The 19,044-nt window shown below is 69.3% G+C and carries 15 protein-coding genes; 5 read left to right on the top strand and 10 right to left on the bottom strand.

Annotated elements, in window-relative coordinates:
* Position 1 precedes the first annotated feature (1 nt).
* From ACQP2Y_RS14940 to ACQP2Y_RS14920, 5 genes are all read right to left on the bottom strand, one after another.
* On the bottom strand, positions 2 to 418 hold the full coding sequence (locus tag ACQP2Y_RS14940; RefSeq protein WP_433728437.1) for a hypothetical protein: 417 nt from the start codon (positions 416 to 418) through the stop codon (positions 2 to 4).
* 46 nt (positions 419 to 464) lie between these two features.
* Positions 465 to 917 (bottom strand): hypothetical protein, encoded by a 453-nt coding sequence (locus tag ACQP2Y_RS14935; RefSeq protein ID WP_433728434.1) that lies wholly within the window; start codon positions 915 to 917, stop codon positions 465 to 467.
* Positions 917 to 2,161: a polymorphic toxin type 24 domain-containing protein gene (locus tag ACQP2Y_RS14930; protein WP_433728431.1), complete on the bottom strand. Its 1,245-nt coding sequence runs from the start codon at positions 2,159 to 2,161 to the stop codon at positions 917 to 919. The genes ACQP2Y_RS14935 and ACQP2Y_RS14930 overlap by 1 nt, the downstream gene beginning before the upstream one ends.
* Before the next feature lie 318 nt (positions 2,162 to 2,479).
* On the bottom strand, positions 2,480 to 4,186 hold the full coding sequence (locus tag ACQP2Y_RS14925; protein WP_433728429.1) for a cholesterol oxidase substrate-binding domain-containing protein: 1,707 nt from the start codon (positions 4,184 to 4,186) through the stop codon (positions 2,480 to 2,482).
* 291 nt (positions 4,187 to 4,477) lie between these two features.
* A complete protein-coding gene (locus ACQP2Y_RS14920; RefSeq protein WP_433728427.1) occupies positions 4,478 to 6,727 on the bottom strand; it encodes a galactose-binding domain-containing protein in 2,250 nt (749 codons plus the stop codon).
* Between the two features lie 371 nt (positions 6,728 to 7,098).
* Between ACQP2Y_RS14920 and ACQP2Y_RS14915 the strand changes: the two genes are divergently transcribed.
* Positions 7,099 to 7,437, top strand: a complete 339-nt coding sequence (locus ACQP2Y_RS14915; protein ID WP_433728425.1) for a hypothetical protein — start codon at positions 7,099 to 7,101, stop codon at positions 7,435 to 7,437.
* Positions 7,438 to 7,602: 165 nt separating this feature from the next.
* Here the strand turns inward: ACQP2Y_RS14915 and ACQP2Y_RS14910 are convergent, their stop codons facing one another.
* Positions 7,603 to 8,394 carry a hypothetical protein gene (locus ACQP2Y_RS14910; protein WP_433728423.1) on the bottom strand — a complete coding sequence of 264 codons (792 nt, stop codon included), beginning with the start codon at positions 8,392 to 8,394 and terminating at the stop codon, positions 7,603 to 7,605.
* A gap of 362 nt (positions 8,395 to 8,756) precedes the next feature.
* Between ACQP2Y_RS14910 and ACQP2Y_RS14905 the strand changes: the two genes are divergently transcribed.
* A complete protein-coding gene (locus ACQP2Y_RS14905) occupies positions 8,757 to 12,497 on the top strand; it encodes a hypothetical protein (RefSeq protein ID WP_433728421.1) in 3,741 nt (1,246 codons plus the stop codon).
* A 188-nt stretch (positions 12,498 to 12,685) separates the two neighbouring features.
* On the opposite strand, the gene ACQP2Y_RS14900 is transcribed toward ACQP2Y_RS14905, so the two are convergent.
* The 3 genes from ACQP2Y_RS14900 to ACQP2Y_RS14890 all read right to left on the bottom strand — a co-directional run bounded on the left by ACQP2Y_RS14900 (position 12,686) and on the right by ACQP2Y_RS14890 (position 13,872).
* Positions 12,686 to 12,838 (bottom strand): aKG-HExxH-type peptide beta-hydroxylase, encoded by a 153-nt coding sequence (locus tag ACQP2Y_RS14900; protein WP_433731951.1) that lies wholly within the window; start codon positions 12,836 to 12,838, stop codon positions 12,686 to 12,688.
* Positions 12,839 to 13,164: 326 nt separating this feature from the next.
* Entirely contained in the window at positions 13,165 to 13,377 is a 213-nt protein-coding gene (locus tag ACQP2Y_RS14895) for a hypothetical protein (RefSeq protein WP_433728419.1), read from the bottom strand.
* Positions 13,378 to 13,644: 267 nt separating this feature from the next.
* Complete coding sequence (locus ACQP2Y_RS14890) at positions 13,645 to 13,872, bottom strand: hypothetical protein (protein WP_433728417.1); 228 nt, start codon at positions 13,870 to 13,872, stop codon at positions 13,645 to 13,647.
* A gap of 530 nt (positions 13,873 to 14,402) precedes the next feature.
* Between ACQP2Y_RS14890 and ACQP2Y_RS14885 the strand changes: the two genes are divergently transcribed.
* Positions 14,403 to 15,353, top strand: a complete 951-nt coding sequence (locus tag ACQP2Y_RS14885) for a recombinase family protein (RefSeq protein WP_433728415.1) — start codon at positions 14,403 to 14,405, stop codon at positions 15,351 to 15,353.
* A gap of 48 nt (positions 15,354 to 15,401) precedes the next feature.
* Here the strand turns inward: ACQP2Y_RS14885 and ACQP2Y_RS14880 are convergent, their stop codons facing one another.
* Positions 15,402 to 16,505, bottom strand: coding sequence for an MFS transporter (locus ACQP2Y_RS14880; protein ID WP_433728413.1), 1,104 nt, complete (start codon positions 16,503 to 16,505; stop codon positions 15,402 to 15,404).
* 99 nt (positions 16,506 to 16,604) lie between these two features.
* Here ACQP2Y_RS14880 and ACQP2Y_RS14875 point away from each other — a divergent pair, with 99 nt between their 5' ends.
* Positions 16,605 to 17,651 (top strand): DUF5937 family protein, encoded by a 1,047-nt coding sequence (locus ACQP2Y_RS14875; RefSeq protein ID WP_433728411.1) that lies wholly within the window; start codon positions 16,605 to 16,607, stop codon positions 17,649 to 17,651.
* Between the two features lie 256 nt (positions 17,652 to 17,907).
* The gene (locus ACQP2Y_RS14870) at positions 17,908 to 19,041 is read left to right on the top strand and encodes a glycosyltransferase (protein ID WP_433728409.1); all 1,134 of its coding nucleotides are present in this window, start codon (positions 17,908 to 17,910) and stop codon (positions 19,039 to 19,041) included.
* Positions 19,042 to 19,044: the final 3 nt, after the last annotated feature.

The following is a 19,044-nucleotide window of genomic DNA, read 5'->3' as shown; positions in this document are numbered from 1 at the left end:
ATCAGAGCTCGTCCAGCAGCAGGACGCCGTCGGGTGAGTAGAAGTACCCGCGGACGTGCCGGGCCCAGTCCTCGATCCTCGGGTCCTCCGAGTGCGACAACCACTCGGACAGATGGGCGTGCTCGTCGGCGTACCCGTTCGCCGCGAGCCAGCGCAGCGTCTCGTGCCGGCCCGCCCCGAAGATGGCCTGGGCGTCGAGGCCGATACCCAGATCCATGTCACCGGTACGGAACTTCGCGGCGTACAGGCGGGGCGCGTCCGCGGGATCACCGATGAGGAACAGCAGCAAGGCGGCCACGTAGATCTGCTCGAACTCGTCGCTCTCGCCGTGGTCGGAGCCTTCGCGCCAGATCCTTTCGAGGTCGAAGATCTGCCGCAGCAGCGCGTGGTGCGGCCGGGGATCATCGACGTCCACCATCCGGAGCGCTTCCCGGCGCCGGGCCGGACTCGACAGATCCACAGACTCAGACACGCGGCCGGTCGAACGAGACCCCGCCGCGCTCGGTGAGGGTGAGCGAAGGGCCTGCCGACACCCGCGGATCCTGCCTGAGGTGCACCTGAAAGCCGGCAGCGCGGAAACGGATCGTGCCCTCGTGCGTGTTCAGCAGCCACGCGTAGTCCGTCACCCCGGCCGGGGTCGGCTGGGCGTCCTCGCGCTGCACCGTGTCGATGCTGACTTCCCCGGTGTACGACTGGAGGTCGATCCGCACGTCAGCCACGCTGTGGAAGACGAGCGTCGCCGGCGCGACGACGAACTCGTAATACTCCTCGCCCGCCGGCGGCTCGCGCCATTGCAGGATGTAGTCGATGTCGAGGAGCAGTTCGAAGGTCCCGGGCGAGAATCCGAACCCGTGCAGCCGGACATCGTGCCAGCGCACTTCTTCCGACTCCGCGCCGGAGAGGGCGGGACCGCTCATCAGTTCACCCTCGGTTCCTCGTCGGGCCGTGTCTTCCGCACGCTGCGGCCCTTCGGCTCATTGGCAAAAACCCTACCGGTGGCGGGATCGGTGTTACGGACGTATTCCATGACATGTGGCGGTGCTACGCCACCGTGCGCAGCACCCAACGGGTCCAGGTCGACCCGCTTCACCCGCAGACCGTCCGGGCCGTAGACCGCGTAGTGGGTGACTTTGCCGGTCTGCGGGCTGCGCCGGAACAGGACCGCGTTCGGGCCGGCGGAGTACGGGAAGTGCCCGCTGACCTGCGTCCCACGCTCGATCAGGCGGTCCGCCGCGTTGCGGCGGATCGCCTTCGTCAGCACGGCGAGCGCGGCGGCGGCGCGTGCTTTGGCCCAGCCGCCGAAGCTCGCGATCCGCGACCCGCGCCCGAACAGCCGCTCGCCCAGCCGCCGCACCCGTGGGCTCAGGCGCCGGACCGCTTTCAACAGCGGTCCGAACACCAGCTTGAGCGAGTACTTGAGGCCCCGGCCGAGGTACTTCAGCAGGTTGCCGACCCCGGGAATGGCGAAGACGAGCGCGAGCAGCCGGCCCCACCAGGGCACCTTCTCGCCGGTCACCGGGTTGATGCCGGTCAGGAAGATCGTGAGGTCCTTGACGTTGCTGACGCCGGGCACGAAGTCGGTGACGATGTCCACGCCCTGCCGGACCGCCTCGGCCAGCCGGTTCCGCCGCCGACCGCCCGGCGCGGCCGGGGCAGCGTCCTGGCGCCCGCCAGGTTGCCCCGAATCGGCTGCTGGACCACCACCGCCGTACGGGCCGGGATCATCCAGCGGTCGGCGCCGCTCTCGCGGTGGGGGCAGCACGGCCGGCCAGATCTCGAATTCGTGCCGGGGGAACGGCGCCTGCGCCGTCGCCGCCCTGAAGGTCAGGCCGGTGAGGCCACGCCGCCGCAGGAAGCCGGGCAGCTTCGGCGACGGCGTCCATACCGGCCGCACGTCCGCGGTGTGCCGGACGCTCACCTCGATCTGCTTGACGGCAGTCTCGAAGTTCTTCGTGTCGCCCCCGCGCGAGCCGGTCATATCGAGAATCTGCAGCTTGCGCGACGGCAGCGGTTGCCTCGTGCTGCTCTCGAGCACGATCGTTCCCAGCTCCTCGCCCCGGTACAGCACCCGGAAGAACGGCCTACCGTCCCGCAGCCCGACCAGGCGTGCTTCCAGCGTGGAGATCGACAACTCGTACTGCTGCTCCGCCGGCGTCAACACGACAGCACCGCCGCCAGGCGGCGGGCCGCGTTGCACCACAAGGGGTTGGCTCATCACCAAGGAACTCACCGCCCGGTTTCCCGCCGCGCCCTGCAGACTCAGCAGGCGTGCGGGCCCTGTGGCCGGGGCCGCACGGGCACGAGCCGGCGGCAGCCGGCTCTGCGCTGTCCCACCCGGCTCGGCTGGGATGCGGCGGTGCGGTTCGGCGCGGTGGACCACTCCACTGGGGTAGCACGACCAGCCGCCCGTCACGCGGCCGAAGGGGCGACCCTGGGGGCAACCGCCGCTACCCGAACATGTCAGAACCGGGACCAGGTGTCAGGAGCGCAGGAGCCGGTCGAGGAACGGATTGCTGAACACCCGGGCCGGATCCAGCCGGTCCAGCGCCGCAACGGCAATGGGCCAGCCCGGGCCGAACGAGGACGGTACGGCACGGTCGAGCACGTCGGGATCGCTCCAGGCCGCCTGGTCGGTGTAGGCCCACCCCTTCGACCACTCCACCCGCGTGCCCGGGTGAGCGGTCAGGAGATACCGCTCCACCTCCCGGTAGAAGCGGTTGGCGTCGGCCGTACCGGGCAACGTCAGCACATCGAACCAGACCGCCACCTGCCCCGCCGGGCGGGCGGAGTCCGGCCGCAGCGCCGACAGGGCCGGTGCCTGCGCGCCGGGGACGGCCACCTCGGCCGGGTCGTCGACGCCGGTCACCCGGATCTCCACCGCCCCGTTGACCGGGAACCGGCCACGGGCCGCATGAGCCAGCAGCAGCGCGGTGTAGAAGTTGGCGAAGGCATGAACGACGGCCTGCACGCCGGAGCGTGGGACCCGCACCGCGTAGCCGTTGGCGTGAACGTGCAGAGTCGTCGGGCGCACGTACAGCTGGAGGTTCTTGGCCGCGCCCCACAGGTCGGCCGAGGCGGTCGCGAGGAGCCCGGCCGCGGTGGCTGCGTACTGCGCCTGGCCCAGCGCCGGGGCCAGCTCGTACTGCCCGGCCAGGATGCGGCCGGCCAGGTCGGCCACCGGCGCCGGAACGTTGTCACTGAACGGATAGTTGTAGGGCCCGGTGACCGGACGCGACGTCGGCGGCCGCTGCGGGCTGACGCTCCACACCTTCAGCCAGGGGCGGGCGGTGAACGGGAACCAGATGGCTTCCACCCGTCCGCTCGCCGCGATGAAGCTCTCCAGCGTGCGGCCCCCGGCGCCGGGCGCCGCGAAGAGCTCCGCCGCCGGGATGTCGACCCTGCTCACGCAGCGCAGCCGGGCCAGCGGCCCGGCGAGCAGCGTGACCTCGGTGAGGAACGCCCGTCCGAGGTTGGTCAGCAGCGCAGCGCAATCCGGGTCGGTCCGCTCGAAGGATCGCGTGACGTAGGCGCCGGCGCCCGGGTCCCAGACCACCGCGGTGAGCCGCAGGATCAGGTTGCTCAGCGACCCGTACGTGGTACCTGGCGGCCGGACCTCCCCCTCGGCCGGCACGGCGGTGCCGTGGGCGTCCACCGCCAGGGCGCCGCCGACCGACAAGTCACCGGGCGCCGGGGTGGCGGTCAGGCCGTAGCCGGCCGCCTCCAGGAAGCCGAGCAGCGCCTCCAGGCCGGCGCCCGCCTGGACGCGTACGGTCGCGGAGCCCGGCTCGGCACCAGGGCCGCCGAGCTCCATCGCGTTGAGGCGGCGGGTGTCGACCAGCACGACGCGGCTCGCGCAATCGGTGCCCGCGGTCAGGGTCAGCGGCGCCCAGCCGTGCCGGAAGCCCTGCGGACGCAGCGCGAACCCGTGCCGATGCGCCCAGTTGGCCAACGTCACCACGTCCTGCGCGGTGCGGACGACCGCGGTCCAGACATCGTCGGCACGCAGCTCGCCCGCCCAGTTCCGGTAGCTCTGCCGGTAGTGCTCCACGCCCGCCGGGAAGTCCGGCGGGGCCGGGCAGTCGGCGCCGGCCGGGACCGCCTCGGCCCGTGGGACCGGCATCCAGACCAGCGCCAGCGCGCCGGCAGACGCGGTGAGCATCCGGCGTCGGGGCAACGGCTGTGTCATCCGACCATCGTGTGCCCGCCGGGAGGCGTCCGCACGTCGATCTAGCTGACGTCCGGCCGGGTCGTCGCACCGAAGCCCCGGCTGGCCGCGGCCGGGCTGGGGGGTCCGGACCGACGTGGAGGTCCCGTACGGCCGGCCCCGCGATCAGCGCGCCCTGATGGCCGGGCCGACTTCCGCGCCCTGTACGACCGCCTCCAGGCCGACCTCACTGATGCCGCCGGCACCTGACGGCGGCGGCCACCGGTGCGGATCGCACCGGTGGCCGCTGGGCACTGCATTCAGGATCGAGGATCAGGGGTACGCCACGACGTTGCGCGGAGTGGTGTTGCCGGCGGGGTTGGGAACCGAGCCGCCGGTGTCGTTGACGACGTTGGCGATGGTGCCGACGTCGCCGAGGGAAACGGTCAGGACGCTGCGGAGCCGGACGCCGGACCGGTTGGGCACCTCGAAGGCCCGGTCCACCCGCACGCTGGGGTTGGCGCTGAAGTAGGCGTACGAGCCGCCGCCCCAGAGCTCGTGGTCGGTAACGGCGTCGGCGACCTTGTAGGCGGCGTACCCGTTACCGCGGGGCCCGATCCAGGCCGCCTGGTTGGGCACGTCGTACGGCTTCTCGTTCTGGAAGAAGATCGTCTTGCCGCGGTTGCCGTTCCAGATCACCTCGTACTTCTGGTAGTGCTCGACGAACAGGCCGGTGGCCAGGACGTCGTCACCGTTGACGAGCAGACCGGTGTCGCCGGTGTTCACCGTCCAGCCGGTCGGCGCGCCACCGTGGTCGGCCCGCCAGGCCCAGATGTGGTCGATGATCGTGTCGTCACTGTGCACGGCGAGAGTCGTGGTGGCCTTGCCCTGCACGCTGCTGCCGATCCGGAAGAAGACGTCCTGCAGGCTGGTCGGGTTCGCGGCGTGGTCGGTGTGGACCCCGGCCCGTCCGACACTCATCAACGTCGGGCTGTTGGTCGTACCGGCGTCGAAGGTCAGACCGCTCACCTTGACCCCGTCGACGTCGGCGACGTTCAGGGCCTCGACCCCGTTGTTCGGGATCAGGGTCGGGAAGCCGATGCCGGTCACCACGGTGTTGGGGCGGGTGACCCGGATGGTCTCGTTGAGCGAGTAGGTGCCCGGGGTGAAGAACAGGTTCAGGCCCTGGGCCAGGGCGGAGTTGATCCGGGCGGCGCTGTCGCTGGGCTTGGCGACGTAGAACTCCCGCATTGGGATCGACGCGCCGGCCGTGTTGGGCCAGTTGGCGCCGGCGGAGTTGCGCCGCAGAGCCGGCACGAAGACGCGGTAGAGGCCGGCGCTGTCGACGTACAGGAAGGGCTTCTCCCGCGAGACCGGGGTGGTGCCCAGCGTGGTGTGCGGCGGGTTCGGGAACGCGTTCGGCGGGGCACCCTGGACGCCGGAGTAGACCATGTTCCAGACGCCGCCTTCCCAGCGGCCGATCCGGCTGTCGCGGGTGTACCACTGCTGCTGGGAACCCGAGGACACGGTGCCGTCGACCACGGCGTCGGCCAGGTAGCCGCCACTGGAGTAGCCCTGCCCGTTGTCCTGGTTCGACGGCGCCAGGGTCAGGTTGCCGCGGATGTGCACCCGGCGCATCGGGGCGGCCTGGGAGACGGCCCAGCGGTTGGTGCCGCCCTCGGGCACGATCGACAGGTTCTCCATGCTGCGCCAGAAGTTCTGGGTCGCGTTCTTCTCGTCGCCGTAGTTCCACCCGGAGTCGACGTTGATCGCGCCGTTGATCGTCACGTCGTCGGGGTTGAGGCCGAGACCGGCCAGCGTGGTGTAGAAGCCGACGTTGGCCCAGACCCGGCCGTAGCTGCCGGGCTTGAACAGGAACACGTGACGCTGGGTGCCGAACTGCGCGGTCGGGCTGCGCAGCTGCGCGTTGAACGCCTGGTCCACCGCCGACTGGATGGTCGACGCCGGCGTGCCCTGATCGAAGATCCGCACGTTCGGGCCCAGGTCAGGCGTGTCGGAGGTCGGCAGGGCCGGTCCGCTGGGCGTCGGGGTGACCGTGGGCGTCGGCGTGGTGCCGCCGGCGAAGATCTGGAACTCCCAGAGCGAGTAGCCGTACGGGGTGGCCCGGGTGGTGCCGTTCATCCGCACGTACCGGCCGCTGCCGGTGACGTTCAGGGTCTGGACGCCGGCCTGGCCCGCGGTGACCGGGGTGATGTTGGTCCAGCTGGTGCCGTTCGGCGAGGTCTGGATGGTGAAGGCCGAGGCGTACGCCGCCTCCCAGTTCAGCACGACCTGGCTGATCGACTGGGTGCTGCCCAGGTCGACCTGCAACCACTGGGGGTCGGCGAACGTGCTGGACCAGCGGGTGCCGGCGTTGCCGTCAACCGCGGCGGCCGCGGTGAAGGCGGCACTCTCGACGGACGAGGCGGTGGCCGGCTTGCCCTGCGACACCGGGATGTCCGCGGCGCTGGCGTTGGTGGCGATCGAGACGACGGTGGTGCCGAGGGCGGCGGCCAGGACGGCGCTCAGCACCACCCGCCCGCGGTGTCGGCGTTTCTGCGGCGGTGGGGACGTCAGAGTCATGTTCTACCTGTCGGACGGGTTGCCGCGCGTCCGTGGGGACAGACGTACGGCGGGGCGGGGGATGACCGTGCGGTACGAGCAGAGAGCGCTCTCCGGTGATTGTTACTTCCGTGTTGCGAGACGTCAATATCCCGGCAACAAAGCATGAACAGGTGGGACGGTTCCGGTCCGCCGGCCGGTTCACGAATGCATTCGAAAAGAGTTCACGGAAAATTGTTATCCGGCGTTAAGTCTGATTCGTCCGGGTGGCTGGTCACCTCGGGTGACTGCCCGGACGAGAGCAGAACGAGGGCAGAACGAGAGAACGAGCCAATACGGTCGGCGCACAGACATTCATGACGGCCATTGGCGCCGGACGAAGGAGAAGATACATGAAGCGAAGCAGAGTGACATGGGCGGCTTTGGCGGCACTGGGCGCGACTCTGGTGACTCCCGCAAGCCCGGCCCTGGCCGCGTCCTACGCCACGTGTCGTACCGGTTATGCGAAGTCCGTCGCCAACAATCTGCCGATCTTCGAGCGGAACTCCATCACCTCGCGCCGCGTGGACACCCTCCAGCGTGGAGACATTCTCGGCTGCCGCAGCACGCAGGTCGTCCTCGGTGACCGGTACGACGCCTGCGGGGTCACTCGCGCGAACGGCTGGCTTCCGGTCTACGTGATCAACGGCCCGAATGGGTGGACCTATTGGACGTGTCTCGCAGACTTCTAGTGCTGGAATTGCAATTGATGGTCACTGCCTGACGGTGGCCACGGAGATAGATCGATGCGACATCTCCGTGCGTGCGGTCGGCCACTCGGCAGTGGCGTGCCCGCCTCGCCCGGCTTCATCAACGGCCCGCAGCCACCGAACCGCCTCCACCCGGACCGGAGAACTTCAGTTGAAGGGCGGCCGGTGGACGCCGAACCGTGCGTGGATCTGCGAGGACCTGATCTCCGAACGAGCCACGAATATCGCCATCGTCGCCAGCACCGTGACGACTCCGGCGACGCCCAGCCAGGGGCCGGCGGCCGGGTAAAGGTGCGCGGTGATACCGAAGAAGCCCATGGCCAGTCCGCAGGCCAGCGAGGTCAGCATCAGTTCGTGATACATCCGGTGGAAAATGCGGTGCGCCTTGGGTTCCTTGCCGAAGTGCGAGGCCGGCGACCATTTGATGTTGACGTAGAAGCCGGTCGCCGCGCCCAGCCAGAGCATTCCGAGCCAGGTGTTCCAGGCCGCCACCTGGCCGAGGAAGTAGGCGGGCGGTATTTCGAGTCCCGCGATCATGAACGGCATGAACGAGTCCAGGAAGGACGGCGCCCAGCGGAGCATGATGCTCATGTTCACGTAGGTGTAGAACACGCCGACCAGCACCAACGCCAGGCAGACGCTGTGGAAGTAGGCGAGCGGCGAGGGGTCGTTGAAGGTGTTGTCCGCGAGGATCGCCAGCGCGACGCCCTGCAGGATGCTGATGATCGTGGTGAAGCAGCTGGACGAGATCTCCAGTGAACGGCGGATGAGCACATCGTGATCAAGGGCCTGGATAGCGCCCCCGCGCTCGGGGCGGTCATCGGCCGGCCGGGATTGATTATGACGAGCGACTGAGTAGTGATCTCCGCCCGGCACACGGTGCGACCTGGTGGTCAATCGCGCCGGCGGCTGGGCCCACTCGTAAGATTCATCGATCACCGCTGTATCTTCGCCCGCACGTCAACACCGAGCCGCATTCGTGTTGCATTTCTGATCTTTGCATGACCGGGGAAACGCGAAACGATTACAGAAGGTCGCAGCGCATTGGCTCGCCGAATAGGGGCCGGACGGTGCACTTACCGTGAGCCATATGACGAATACGCTGGGTCTGGATGCCGGAGCCTTTTGTCGGCGCCTGCAACGTTACGCAGGGTGAGTGAGGTGATCTTGCCAAGAGTTCGCAGCCGCGTACTGGACAGGGCGGCCACCGGGACACCGACCACCGACGGCGATGAGCCAGACTTGCGATGGGATCCTGAACTTCCTGCCCGTCCGATCCGGAAGGCTGTCGGTTCATCGTGATGACGGCAGAGAAAGTACGCCGAGTCAGGCTGGCGCTCGTCCAACGCCTCGATACCAGCTGGAACGATCTGGCGATTCTGATCGGCATCCCCACGTACGAGTTCGCCCGGTTCCCTCCCGGCCGTGAGGCAGACGAGATCTGGAAGTGGCTCGAAGCCCGGAAGAGGCTCGGCGAATTGGCCGAGAACCTCCGTGACATCGACCGCCCCGACCTGGCCGAGATGGTCGGCGACGTCCTCGACGCACCGGTTGCGTTGCCCGTCGCGACCAGCACCGCATCGATGCCGTCGCGCCCGCAACGACCGTGGACACTTGCCGCGGACGACGACCTCGCGATCTACTGGCTGCCGCGGGCTCGCGGCGCCGACCCCGATGCCGGCGGGTCGGCCTGGAGATTCGTCGGCCGCGGCGCTGCGGTTGCGCGTGTCGCCGCCCACCTGACCGCTGAGAACTCCCCAAGGTCTCCACTGACCGTCATCGGTGAGCCCGGCAGTGGCAAGTCGGCGCTGCTTGCGCACGTGCTGGTACTGGCCGATCCGGTGCTGCGGGAGCAGATGCCACTGCGCTACCGGGGTCCTGGCACCGAGGCGTTGACCGGGTCGGTCGATGTGGCTGTCCGGGCAACCGGCAAAACCATGAAGGACGTGGTCACGGCGGTGGCGCAAGCGGCGCAGCTGGAGGTCGACGATGCCGGCCGCCTGGTGGCCGCGGTTCACGCCATGGACACCGGGCTGAACATCGTCGTCGACGCGCTGGATGAGGCCGACCCCGACGAGATCAGGCCGATCGCGCTGCTGCTGCGCCGCCTGAGTCTGGATCCGGACCGCCGCGGCACCCGGGTGGTGGTGAGTGTCCGGCGAGCGCCGACCGGTAGTTCGCTGGCCGACGTCGTGCGGCTGTCGCTGGCGGCGACACCGGAGACCACGCTGGCCGTCGATCGTGCTCCCTACCTCGTTCGCCAGGACGTGATCGATTACGTCCAGCGCCGGCTCGAGGAGACAGACTTCCACCACCCGACCGCCTACACCGGCCCGGACATCATCGGCCGGGTCGCCCGGGCGGTGGTCACCCGGGCCGGAGGCAACTTCCTTGTCGCCCAGATGGCGAGTCGCAACCTCGCCGACAGGCCTGAGGGCGTCGACATCCGGCGACGGCGGTGGTGGGCCGAGTTTCCGGTCGACGTCGAAAGCGCGATGGACCAGTACCTCGCCCGGTTCGGAGACGAGGAGCGCTATATCCGGGAGTTGCTCACGCCGCTGGCCTTCGCGTTGGGCGACGGGCTACCGGACAACGAACTATGGGTCGTCGCCGCACGGGCTCTCGGCCGGTCGCGCGACGACTATCAGCTACAGGACCTGTCCGTCTTGCTCGAGCGAGCAGCCACCTACCTGGTCACCACCGAACGCGACGGCGTCCGGACCTACCGGCTTTTTCACGACGCACTCGCCCAGTATCTGCGCGGCCGATGTCCGGCGATCGAACCGGAACGCGCGTTGGTCACCGCCTGGATGTCCACATCGGTCCGGGGCATCGGCTGGTCTTCGGCGGACCGCTACCTGATCACCTATCTCGCCCGGCACGCGGCGGCCGGAGCCGAGCTCGACGCCCTGCTGGGCGATGCTCAGTTCGTCGCTACGGCCGAGCCGGCCAACCTGACCTGGGCGTTGAGCCACGTACGGACGGATGACGGCAAGAGGGTCGCTCGTGTGTACCGTCAGTTGCCTGTCGGGACGATCGATCCGAACGAGCGGGCGGCCTACCTGGCCTTGAGCGCCCAGCAGATCGGCGACCTCTCTCTGCGTGACATCTTCCGCAGCTGTGGTCTGACGTTGCCCTGGTCGCCGCGCGGCGGCGAGTGGCGCCCGCCGGATGACCACGATGTCGTCGCGCGGCTCGACGGGCGCACAACGGCGGCGGATTTGCTGTCAGCGGCGGACGGCACCGCGTACCTCGTCAGTGGTGATCAGCAGGGCACGCTGTGGCTCCACGAGATCATGGACGGTATCGCTCTGCCCGCGGTGCAGCTCGATCCCCATCGGCGCCGGGTCACGGCGGTGACCGGCGTACGAGGTTCGGATGGGCTTCAGCTGCTGGTCAGCGCCGCCGACGACGGTGAGATGCGGTTCTGGCAGGTGGATTCCGGTCTGGCACCGACGCCGGTCATCCACCGGCCGGGCAACCATTCGATCGTCGATGTCGCGGTGACCGCCACAACTGGCGGGGCGCTGGTGGCCGCTTGCGATCAACAAGGCGCCATATCGCTCACGCGTTTCAGCGCCGATGGAGTCACGACGGTGGCCGAGACGACGGGGGCTCATACCCGGCATGTCGCCGTGCACCTGCGCGACGACACCGTCACCGTCGTAGCCGCCACCTCGGACGGCTGGGTCCGTCTGTTACGACCGGACGGGCGCGGCAGCTTTCGAGCCGACGAGTTCCGCATCGGCCGATGGTCCGTCACCGCGATCGCCATCGACGAAGGGTCCGGGGTGGTCGTCCTGGGCACCGGCGGTCGTGAGGTCCACTTCTATGACCCGTCAACCGGCGAGCTGAAGACGGTGACGGACGCCGGATCGGCCGGCATCTCGTCGTTGTCGATCGTCTCCGGCGACCAGGGCGGGCTCCTGCTCGGTGACTACGACGGCGTCGTTCAGTACTGGAGCCGTGATGAACACGCCGGGCTGCACCGGCAACGCTTGAGCCGCCTGCACCAGGACGAGGTGCTCACGCTCGCCATGATCCGCGGGACGACCGGCCCTCGGGCGGTGAGCTGCGGTCGCGACGGCAAGGTGGCGGTCTGGGATCCATCGGCGGCCGGCAGCGACCCGGCGGCGGACGTCCGTGACATCGATCTGGCGGGATCGTCACCCGGCGAGGCATCGGTCAGTGTGGTGACCCGCGAGGATGCCACCACCCAACGTTGGTTCCTGGGGCCGGGCCGTGCCCTGATTGCCGCCGGTCCGACGCCCGGATCGTCCAGGCCGATCCGCGGTACGCCGGTAACCGGAACCGTCGACGCTCGGGGCCTCAGGCGCCAGTTTCGCAGCGATCTCGCCACCAGCACGGCAGGCGGACGGCGGCCCATTCCGCTACGGCCGTTCCGGGGCGTCGCCGTCGCCGCCGTCGATGACGAAACGCAGGTCCTCGCCATCCGCGGCGACGGCCGGCTGGACGTCTACAGTGCCGATGACCTGGACACAGCCACCGCGCAGATCGCGACCGGCATCACGCAGCCGATCTCGTTGTCGCTCGGTCGGCTGGCCGACGGAGAAGCGGTGGTCAGCTGCGGTGACGCCGACGGCAAGGTGTGGGTGCGGCGGTGGAGCGACGTGCACGAGTGGTCCGGATCTCGGGGATGGCCGCTGACCATCGCGGACCCGCGGACGGCCGTCGCCGCCGACGGCAGCGGGCGTGATCTGCTGGTCACCGGCGATGCGGCCGGCGAGCTGGCCCTCTGGCGTCTCGGCGACGATGATCCTCAGCTGCTGGGGGCGCGCGCGGAGCGGCACACCACGCCGATCACGGCCGTCACGCTCGCCCACGCCGGCGCGGGTCTGGCCGCCGTATCCGGCGATCGTGGCGGAACGCTGGTCGTCTCCCCCATCGAGAACGGCGGGTTCTCACCGGTCCCGCGGCGCCGCATCGTGCTGGGCTCGGCCGTGCTGTCCATCGCGGCGGTCGCGTCAGCGGAAGTCATCGTCTGGTGCCGACAGGGCTCATTGATCATCTCGTGGACTTGAGCCGACTCTTGGCCCGCGAGGAGTGTGGCCATATAAATCATGAGCGAGTCGCTGGATCGGTCAATTACCGCCTGTAGTCATAGCTGCTGGTTCGAGCCGCTCCTAGTCACCTCATCGGGGTCGGGCAAGTCGAAGGTGCTCCAAGTACGCACCGCCACCCTGCGCGCCGGTCGAACGCCGGCGGCGGATCACCTGGCTGTTCGGCTGAGCGAGCGGCCACTTCGTCGGGTCTTCTGTCGGCCGCTGGTGCGCCATAACCCGGCGAAACCGAAGAACGCGTAGACGCCGTGCATCAGTCCGCCCAGCGGGCGGGGGTTATCGCGCCACGGCGCGTGATGCACCCGGGACGTCCACTGCACAGTCAGCGCAGCTGCGTCAGACCACCCAGCTTGATCTGCATGAGTTCGTGCAGTGGCGCATCGTCAGGTTCGCTACGGTCCCACGGGGGCGCCGAAGTCCTCGTCGCTGGGACGCACCGTCAGATCGTCACACCGCTACATCGCACCCGGTCAGCGGGCTTGGTCCAGCCTGTCAGTGCGCTTCGACGACCTCGATCCATACCGCGACCTCGCCGACTGGCGGCTCACGGAAGATGAGCTCGGCGGCGAAGAACGAGCAGATCTGCAGCAGTCGGATTCCTGGTGACTCGCTCAGGATCTCGGCGTTGTCAAAGATCAGGAACCAGCGCGCGCACCACACGGCGGCGCTGAACGTCCGCGGACTCGCTGCTCACGAGGTCGACGAGGGACATCGTGATCTCAGGGTCATGCTCGGCGGGAATCCACCAGACCACGTCGTAGTCGGCGCGGTAGCGGTACGCGTACTCGATGGCGATCTGAGACTTGCCGACGCCACCGATGCCGTGCAGCGCCCTCGGCATATCGCCGTGGGCGGTGAAGTTCGCTTTCCTCGACCATCACCGTTCACGTAGCAGTGGAAGCAGGTGAGGTTGCAGCGGCGGTGCACCTCGAGGATGACCTCACCAAACGGCAGACACACCGGACCGTACCGAAAAGGCGACGCAAGACAGATGCAATGCGCTCCACAATGTAAATTCGCACAGAATTCCTAACGGACCCTTTCGCCCATTCGCCGGAACATAAATGCGGATGCCCCGGTTCGAGGCATCCGCATTTGTTGTGCATTTTCAATTGAACAGGTCCCGGAGCAGATAGATGGCACCTACCACGGTGGGTACGCTGACGAGCAGGGCCTTCCAGTGATCACCGAGAGCGCGCCACCCGACATACTGCGCGACCCCGCCGATCAGCACGGCGACGATGACCTCCAGCGCTAGCTTGCCCAGATGGTCCGAACCTTGGCCGGCCAGGGCGCACGTCGCCTGCGCTGCGGCGTGGACTATGCTGGCTGGCACCTCACACTCCCGTCCTGATGTTCGCAAGCGTCGGCCTGGTGGGTGCAGGTGTTGAATGGGTCCGCCGTAGCTGCAACTACGATCGCGGACCCATTCTCATGCGCTGGGTCCCTCGCGCCCGACCTGGATCGCGGAAATAGTGGGATAAGCAATTTCTCTCCTCTTCGACGTGAGCCCGGCGGCGTCCGCCGGGGCTCTCCGTTCATTGTTGCCGCAGACCATACACCGAATTGTCGTGGGGTCCTGATCCATTCCACGGTCGGCTCGGTCCATCTGATCTTAGTAGAGGTACGTCGGTTACCAGCGCCGCATCCCCGGCGGAGTATGCCGCAGGAGACCGGTGACTGGTGCCGAGGATATTAGCGTTCCCTCCGAGGGGGCAGTTCGTCACGACAGGCCCCGTCGCTCCATGGAGACCAGAATCGACGACTTGCCTACGCTACGTAGTCTCATCACTGTCGGCGGAAGCAGCCCGCTGAACCTTAAACTGGCCTCGCTTCGGTCTGCGGCCCTACATATCCGGAGGTGCGGTGACGCGCAGCTGGGGCTATGACGCCACCGGGCGTCACTTGGTGCCGTCCGAGGTCACCGAGATCCGGCTCGCCCTCATCGACGGTCTGCTGGGCGGCAAGAAGGCCGGGGCCGTCGTCGCCGACCTGCGGAACCGAGGCGTTCCGACGGTGACGGGTGCGGCATGGACGGAGAGCGCGCTGCGTCGCTTCGCGCGGTATCCGCGGCTGGCCGGACTGCGACGGGCGCAGGGCGAGCTCGTCGCGGCGCCCTGGCCGGCCATCATCACCCGCCGGCAGCACGAGCAGCTCGTGCGACTTCTCGGCGACCCCGCCCCCAAGCGTCCGGCCGACAACCAACCGAAGTATCTGCTGTCGGGCGGTCTGCTCGTGTGCGGCTCCGGGATCGAGGCCGACCGCGCCGGCGACCCGTACCCGTGCGGGAAGACGTTGTACACCCAGCCGTCCGGGTCGGTCACCCGCGGATACATCTGCCGCTCCGGCGGCCCGTCCTACGGTTGCGGGCGGACGCGGATCTCTGGACCGGCCGTCGAGGCCGTGGTCGCCACCCGCGCACTCACCCGCCTGTCGTCCCCGACGGTGCTGGGCCGGCTCAGACGCTCGGCCGGTGCCGCGGGTGCTCATCTCGACGAGCTGCTGACGGACCTCGATGATCGGCTGCGGGAGGCCGGCGCGGAACACGCCCGCGGCGAACTGGGTCCCCAAGCTCTGCAGTGGCTCCGGGACAGGACAAAACAGGAGCGGGACGCTCTGCGGGAACGCGCCAGGCAGGCCGAACGACTCGCGAAGCTACCGGATCCCGCAGCGCTGGCTACCTGGTGGACCGACGCCGAAGTCCGGGAGAAACGCGAGCTGATCTCTCTGGTGCTGCACCACGTGGTAGTCCACCGGGCCCCGCGGCGGGGGAACGTCCCGTTCGATCCAGAGCGGTTGGAGTTCCTCTGGAAGTAGGTCGCGAGCGATAACACGCCGCCGTCACCCGGCACGGGCCAACCCGGCTCAGACGGCCGGTGCCCAGCGGCGGACGGCGGCCGCCAGCGTCGTCCCGGCCAGCGTCACCCACAGCAGGCCCGGGCCGGCCGCCAGCAGCGTCGTCAGCACGGCCGGGGCGGCGGCGTTGCCGAACCCGGTGGAGAGCTGCCAGCGGGCCAGGGCCCGACCGAGTAGATCCGGTGGTGCCGCAGCCGCGACAAGCGCAGTGCCGCTCCCCGCGTACAGGATCTCCCCGAGGGTGTAGAGCACCGCGACCAGGGCGATCGCCGCCGGGCCGGCCGGTTCGGCCGCCCAGAACCCGAGGTACGACGCGGCGAGGACCACGCCCGCGGCCGCCAGGACGCTGCGGCGGGGCAGCCGCCGCAGTCGGACGACCAGCAGCACCTGCACCGCGACGACCAGCACGGTGTTGCCCGCGAACAATGCGGCCGACCAGGCCGGGGGCGCGTCCATCCGGGTGATCAGGAGTGCGGGAAGGGCAACCTCCAGTACGCCGAAACACAGCGCGTAGGGCAGGTTCACCCACGTCAACGGTCCGATCCCGACGCCCGTGCTGCCCTCGATCGGCGCCCGCGTCGGGACGGGGCGCGGCAGGGAGAGGATGAGCGCGCCGGCGAGGAGATAGCCGATGCCGTTGACGGCAGCGAGCAGGCGCAGCGAGTCCGCGGCCATGACAGCGATGAGCGCGCCCAGTCCCAGCCCGGCGTTGCGGATCGTCCGGGCCAGGGCGAGCACCCGGTCCGCCGGGCCGTCGGTCAGGGCGGTGACCAGAGCCGCCTGGGCGGTCGGCAGTGCCTGGTTGCCCGCGCCCAGCAGAACCGCGGCCGCGACGAAGCCGGGCAGGCCGTGGCCCAGCAGTAGCACCACGATGCCCAGAGCGCGGATCAGCATCGTCGCCGCCATCGGGGCCCGGCGGCCGCCCGCGTCGATCCAGCGGCCGAGCAGCGGGATGCCGGCGAGTCCGACGAGCAGGCCGGCGGTCAGCGCCAGGCCGGCGGAGGTGGCCGACAGGTGGAGCACGCTGAGGCCGTACAGGAGAAGAAAAGGCCGCAGAAGGCCGGAGCCGAGGGCATCCACCGCCAGGGCGACCGCGAAGCGACGCGAGAACATGCCGACGAGCGTCGGCCTCGCGGCCCGCGGTGGCCCGCGGATTGACGGTTTGCGTCAACTGTTGCGGGCGTACGGCGCAAGCAGCGCCACAATAGCGACGTGGCCCTGACGATCGACATCACCGGCCTGCCCGCCGAGCGCCTGCGCTTCGCCGCGTCGCCGCTGGCCGAGCTGGGCGCGATGCTGCACGTGCTGGCCGCGCCCGGTCATCACCCGGCGTTGCAGCCCTGGGCCGCGGGTGTCCTCGCGGGGTGCAAGCCGTCGTTCACCGACCGGCTGCTGGCGGCGGAGTTTCTGTGGAGCTCGTCGCGCGCCGACTTCCTGGTGCCGGCCCACCCGCGCCCGACCCTCACCGAGGAGCTCGACGACGTCGACGCGCTCAGCGACGAGGACTACGTGGCGGCCGCGCTCATCACCACCTGCGGGTGCTCCCGGCTGTCGTTCCGCCGCAGCGAACCGGAACGGCTCAAAGACCTGGCGCGGGCTCGCGGGCCGGTCCAGGCCGCCTTCGCCGAACAGCTGCTCGACGATCCCGGCCCGGTCCGGGTACGCGTGCGACGGTTGCTGGAGGACTGCGTCGAGGAGTTCTTCGGTGAGGCGTGGCGCCGGATCGCCTTCGCCCTCGCGGTCGACGCGCGGCGCATGGCCGACCTGCACGAGCAGCAGGGGCTGAGCGCAGCACTCACGGCGATGTCCCCGGCGCTGACGCTGTCCGGGACTCGCATCGTGGTGGACAAGCTGCAGGACAACTGGACCAGCGCCGAGGACGGGCTGACCTTCGTCCCCACGGCGTTCGGCCGCCCGCACCTGCTCGCCGTGCACGCGCGGGGTCGCCGTCCGGTCGTGCAGTACCCCACCGCGGCTGAGGAACCGGTGCCGCTCGACGTGGTGCAGCGGCGGATCGATGCGCTCGGCCATCCCGTACGGCTCAGGCTCTGCCGGACTCTGGCGCGTGGGCCTCGGACCACGGGTGAGCTCGCGGAAGCGTGGCATCTGAGCACACCGGAGGTCTCGCGGCATCTGGCCGTGCTCAAGAAAGCGGGCCTCACCGTGACCACGCGGCGCGGGCGCTACGTCAGCCATCAGTTGGACCTGTCGGTGACGGCGGCGCTGGGTGCCGACCTGATCGCCGTTCTGCTGCGCTGAGGGCCGGAGCCGGCCACCCGTGCCGGGCAACAAAAATGGCAAGAAGTCCATTCTTCTTGCCATTTCGAGAATATAGCGCACAGGGGGGCTTGCGGCAAGGTCCGGGTCGTGCCGCAGAATCGTCGGCCGAAGCTGGAATGCGCAGGAATGGGAGACAAGAATGCGTGTCTTGTTGTCGACATGGGGATCCCGCGGGGATGTCGAACCGCTCGTGGGCCTCGCGGTGGCGTTACGGAAAATCGGCGCGGAGGCAGTGGTGTCCGCGCCGCCCGACGAAGACTTCTCGGCCCTGCTGGCGCGGGTCGGCGTACCGCTGGTGCCGCTGGGCCCGACGGTGCGTTCGGTGGTCGCCGGCACAAAGCCCCCGACGGCGGATGACGCCTTCCGGCTCGCTCGCGAGCTGGTCGCCGCGCGGTTCGAGACGCTCACCGCAGCCGCCGAGGGTAGCGATGCGCTGCTGGCCACCGGTCTGATGCCGGCCGGCGTCCGCGACGTGGCCGAGAAGCTGGGTATCCGTTACGTGTACGCCTGCTTCCACACCTACGGGCTGCCCTCGCGGCACTTTCCTCCAGGCGCGCGGCCGGGCACGCCGTCCCCCCAGGACGAGACCGACCTCCAGGCGCTGTGGGAGCAGGACGCTCAACGGGTGAACGCCCTCTACGGCGAGGCGCTCAACAGCCATCGGGCTGCGCTCGGCCTGCCGCCGGTGGACAACGTCCGCGACCACGTCTTCACCGACCAGCCGTGGCTGGCGGCAGACCCGGCCCTGTGCCCGTCGGAGGGGATGACCGAGCTTGATCTGGTGCAGACCGGCGCCTGGATCCTGCCCGACGACCGCCCGCTGCCGGCCGATCTTGAGGCCTTCCTGGGAGCGGGCGCACCACCGGTATACGTGGGCTTCGGCAGCATGGCCGCCTATGCCCCGAAAGACATCGCTCGGGTGACCATCGAAGCGAGCCGCGCACACGGCCGCCGGGTCCTGGTCGGCCGGGGCTGGGCCGGCCTGACCCCGATCGACGACCAGGAGGACTGCTTCACCGTAGGAGAGGTCAATCAGCAGGCGCTGTTCCCGCGGGTGGCCGCCGTCGTGCACCACGGTGGTGCCGGGACCACGACAACAGCCGCCCGGGCCGGTGTGCCCCAGATCGTGGTGCCCCTGATCGCGGACCAGCCGTACCTGGCCGCGCGGGTGGCGGAACTGGGCATCGGAGCGGCACACGGCGGCCGGACCCCGACCGTCGACTCGATGTCAGAGGCCCTCAGGACAGCCCTCACTCCTCATGTCCGGGCAAGGGCGAAGTCGGTCGCTGACACCATCAGCCCCGACGGAGCAGCAACAGCCGCGAAGCTGCTGCTTGACGCGGTGAACCGGGAGCACGCGGCGTCATGAGCC

Source organism: Actinoplanes sp. CA-051413, from assembly GCF_050955795.1.
Classification (GTDB): domain Bacteria; phylum Actinomycetota; class Actinomycetes; order Mycobacteriales; family Micromonosporaceae; genus Actinoplanes.
The sequence above is the reverse complement of the archived record's forward strand: the minus strand, read 5'-3'. Positions and strand labels throughout refer to the sequence as shown.

Bases quoted from the DNA above. Each gene is read 5' to 3' on its own strand.
- ACQP2Y_RS14940 (WP_433728437.1), bottom strand. From the start codon at position 418: ATGGTGGACGTCGATGATCCCCGGCCGCACCACGCGCTGCTGCGGCAG.
- ACQP2Y_RS14935 (WP_433728434.1), bottom strand. From the start codon at position 917: ATGAGCGGTCCCGCCCTCTCCGGCGCGGAGTCGGAAGAAGTGCGCTGG.
- ACQP2Y_RS14925 (WP_433728429.1), bottom strand. From the start codon at position 4,186: ATGACACAGCCGTTGCCCCGACGCCGGATGCTCACCGCGTCTGCCGGC.
- ACQP2Y_RS14920 (WP_433728427.1), bottom strand. From the start codon at position 6,727: ATGACTCTGACGTCCCCACCGCCGCAGAAACGCCGACACCGCGGGCGG.
- ACQP2Y_RS14915 (WP_433728425.1), top strand. From the start codon at position 7,099: ATGAAGCGAAGCAGAGTGACATGGGCGGCTTTGGCGGCACTGGGCGCG.
- ACQP2Y_RS14905 (WP_433728421.1), top strand. From the start codon at position 8,757: ATGACGGCAGAGAAAGTACGCCGAGTCAGGCTGGCGCTCGTCCAACGC.
- ACQP2Y_RS14895 (WP_433728419.1), bottom strand. From the start codon at position 13,377: ATGCCGAGGGCGCTGCACGGCATCGGTGGCGTCGGCAAGTCTCAGATC.
- ACQP2Y_RS14880 (WP_433728413.1), bottom strand. From the start codon at position 16,505: ATGTTCTCGCGTCGCTTCGCGGTCGCCCTGGCGGTGGATGCCCTCGGC.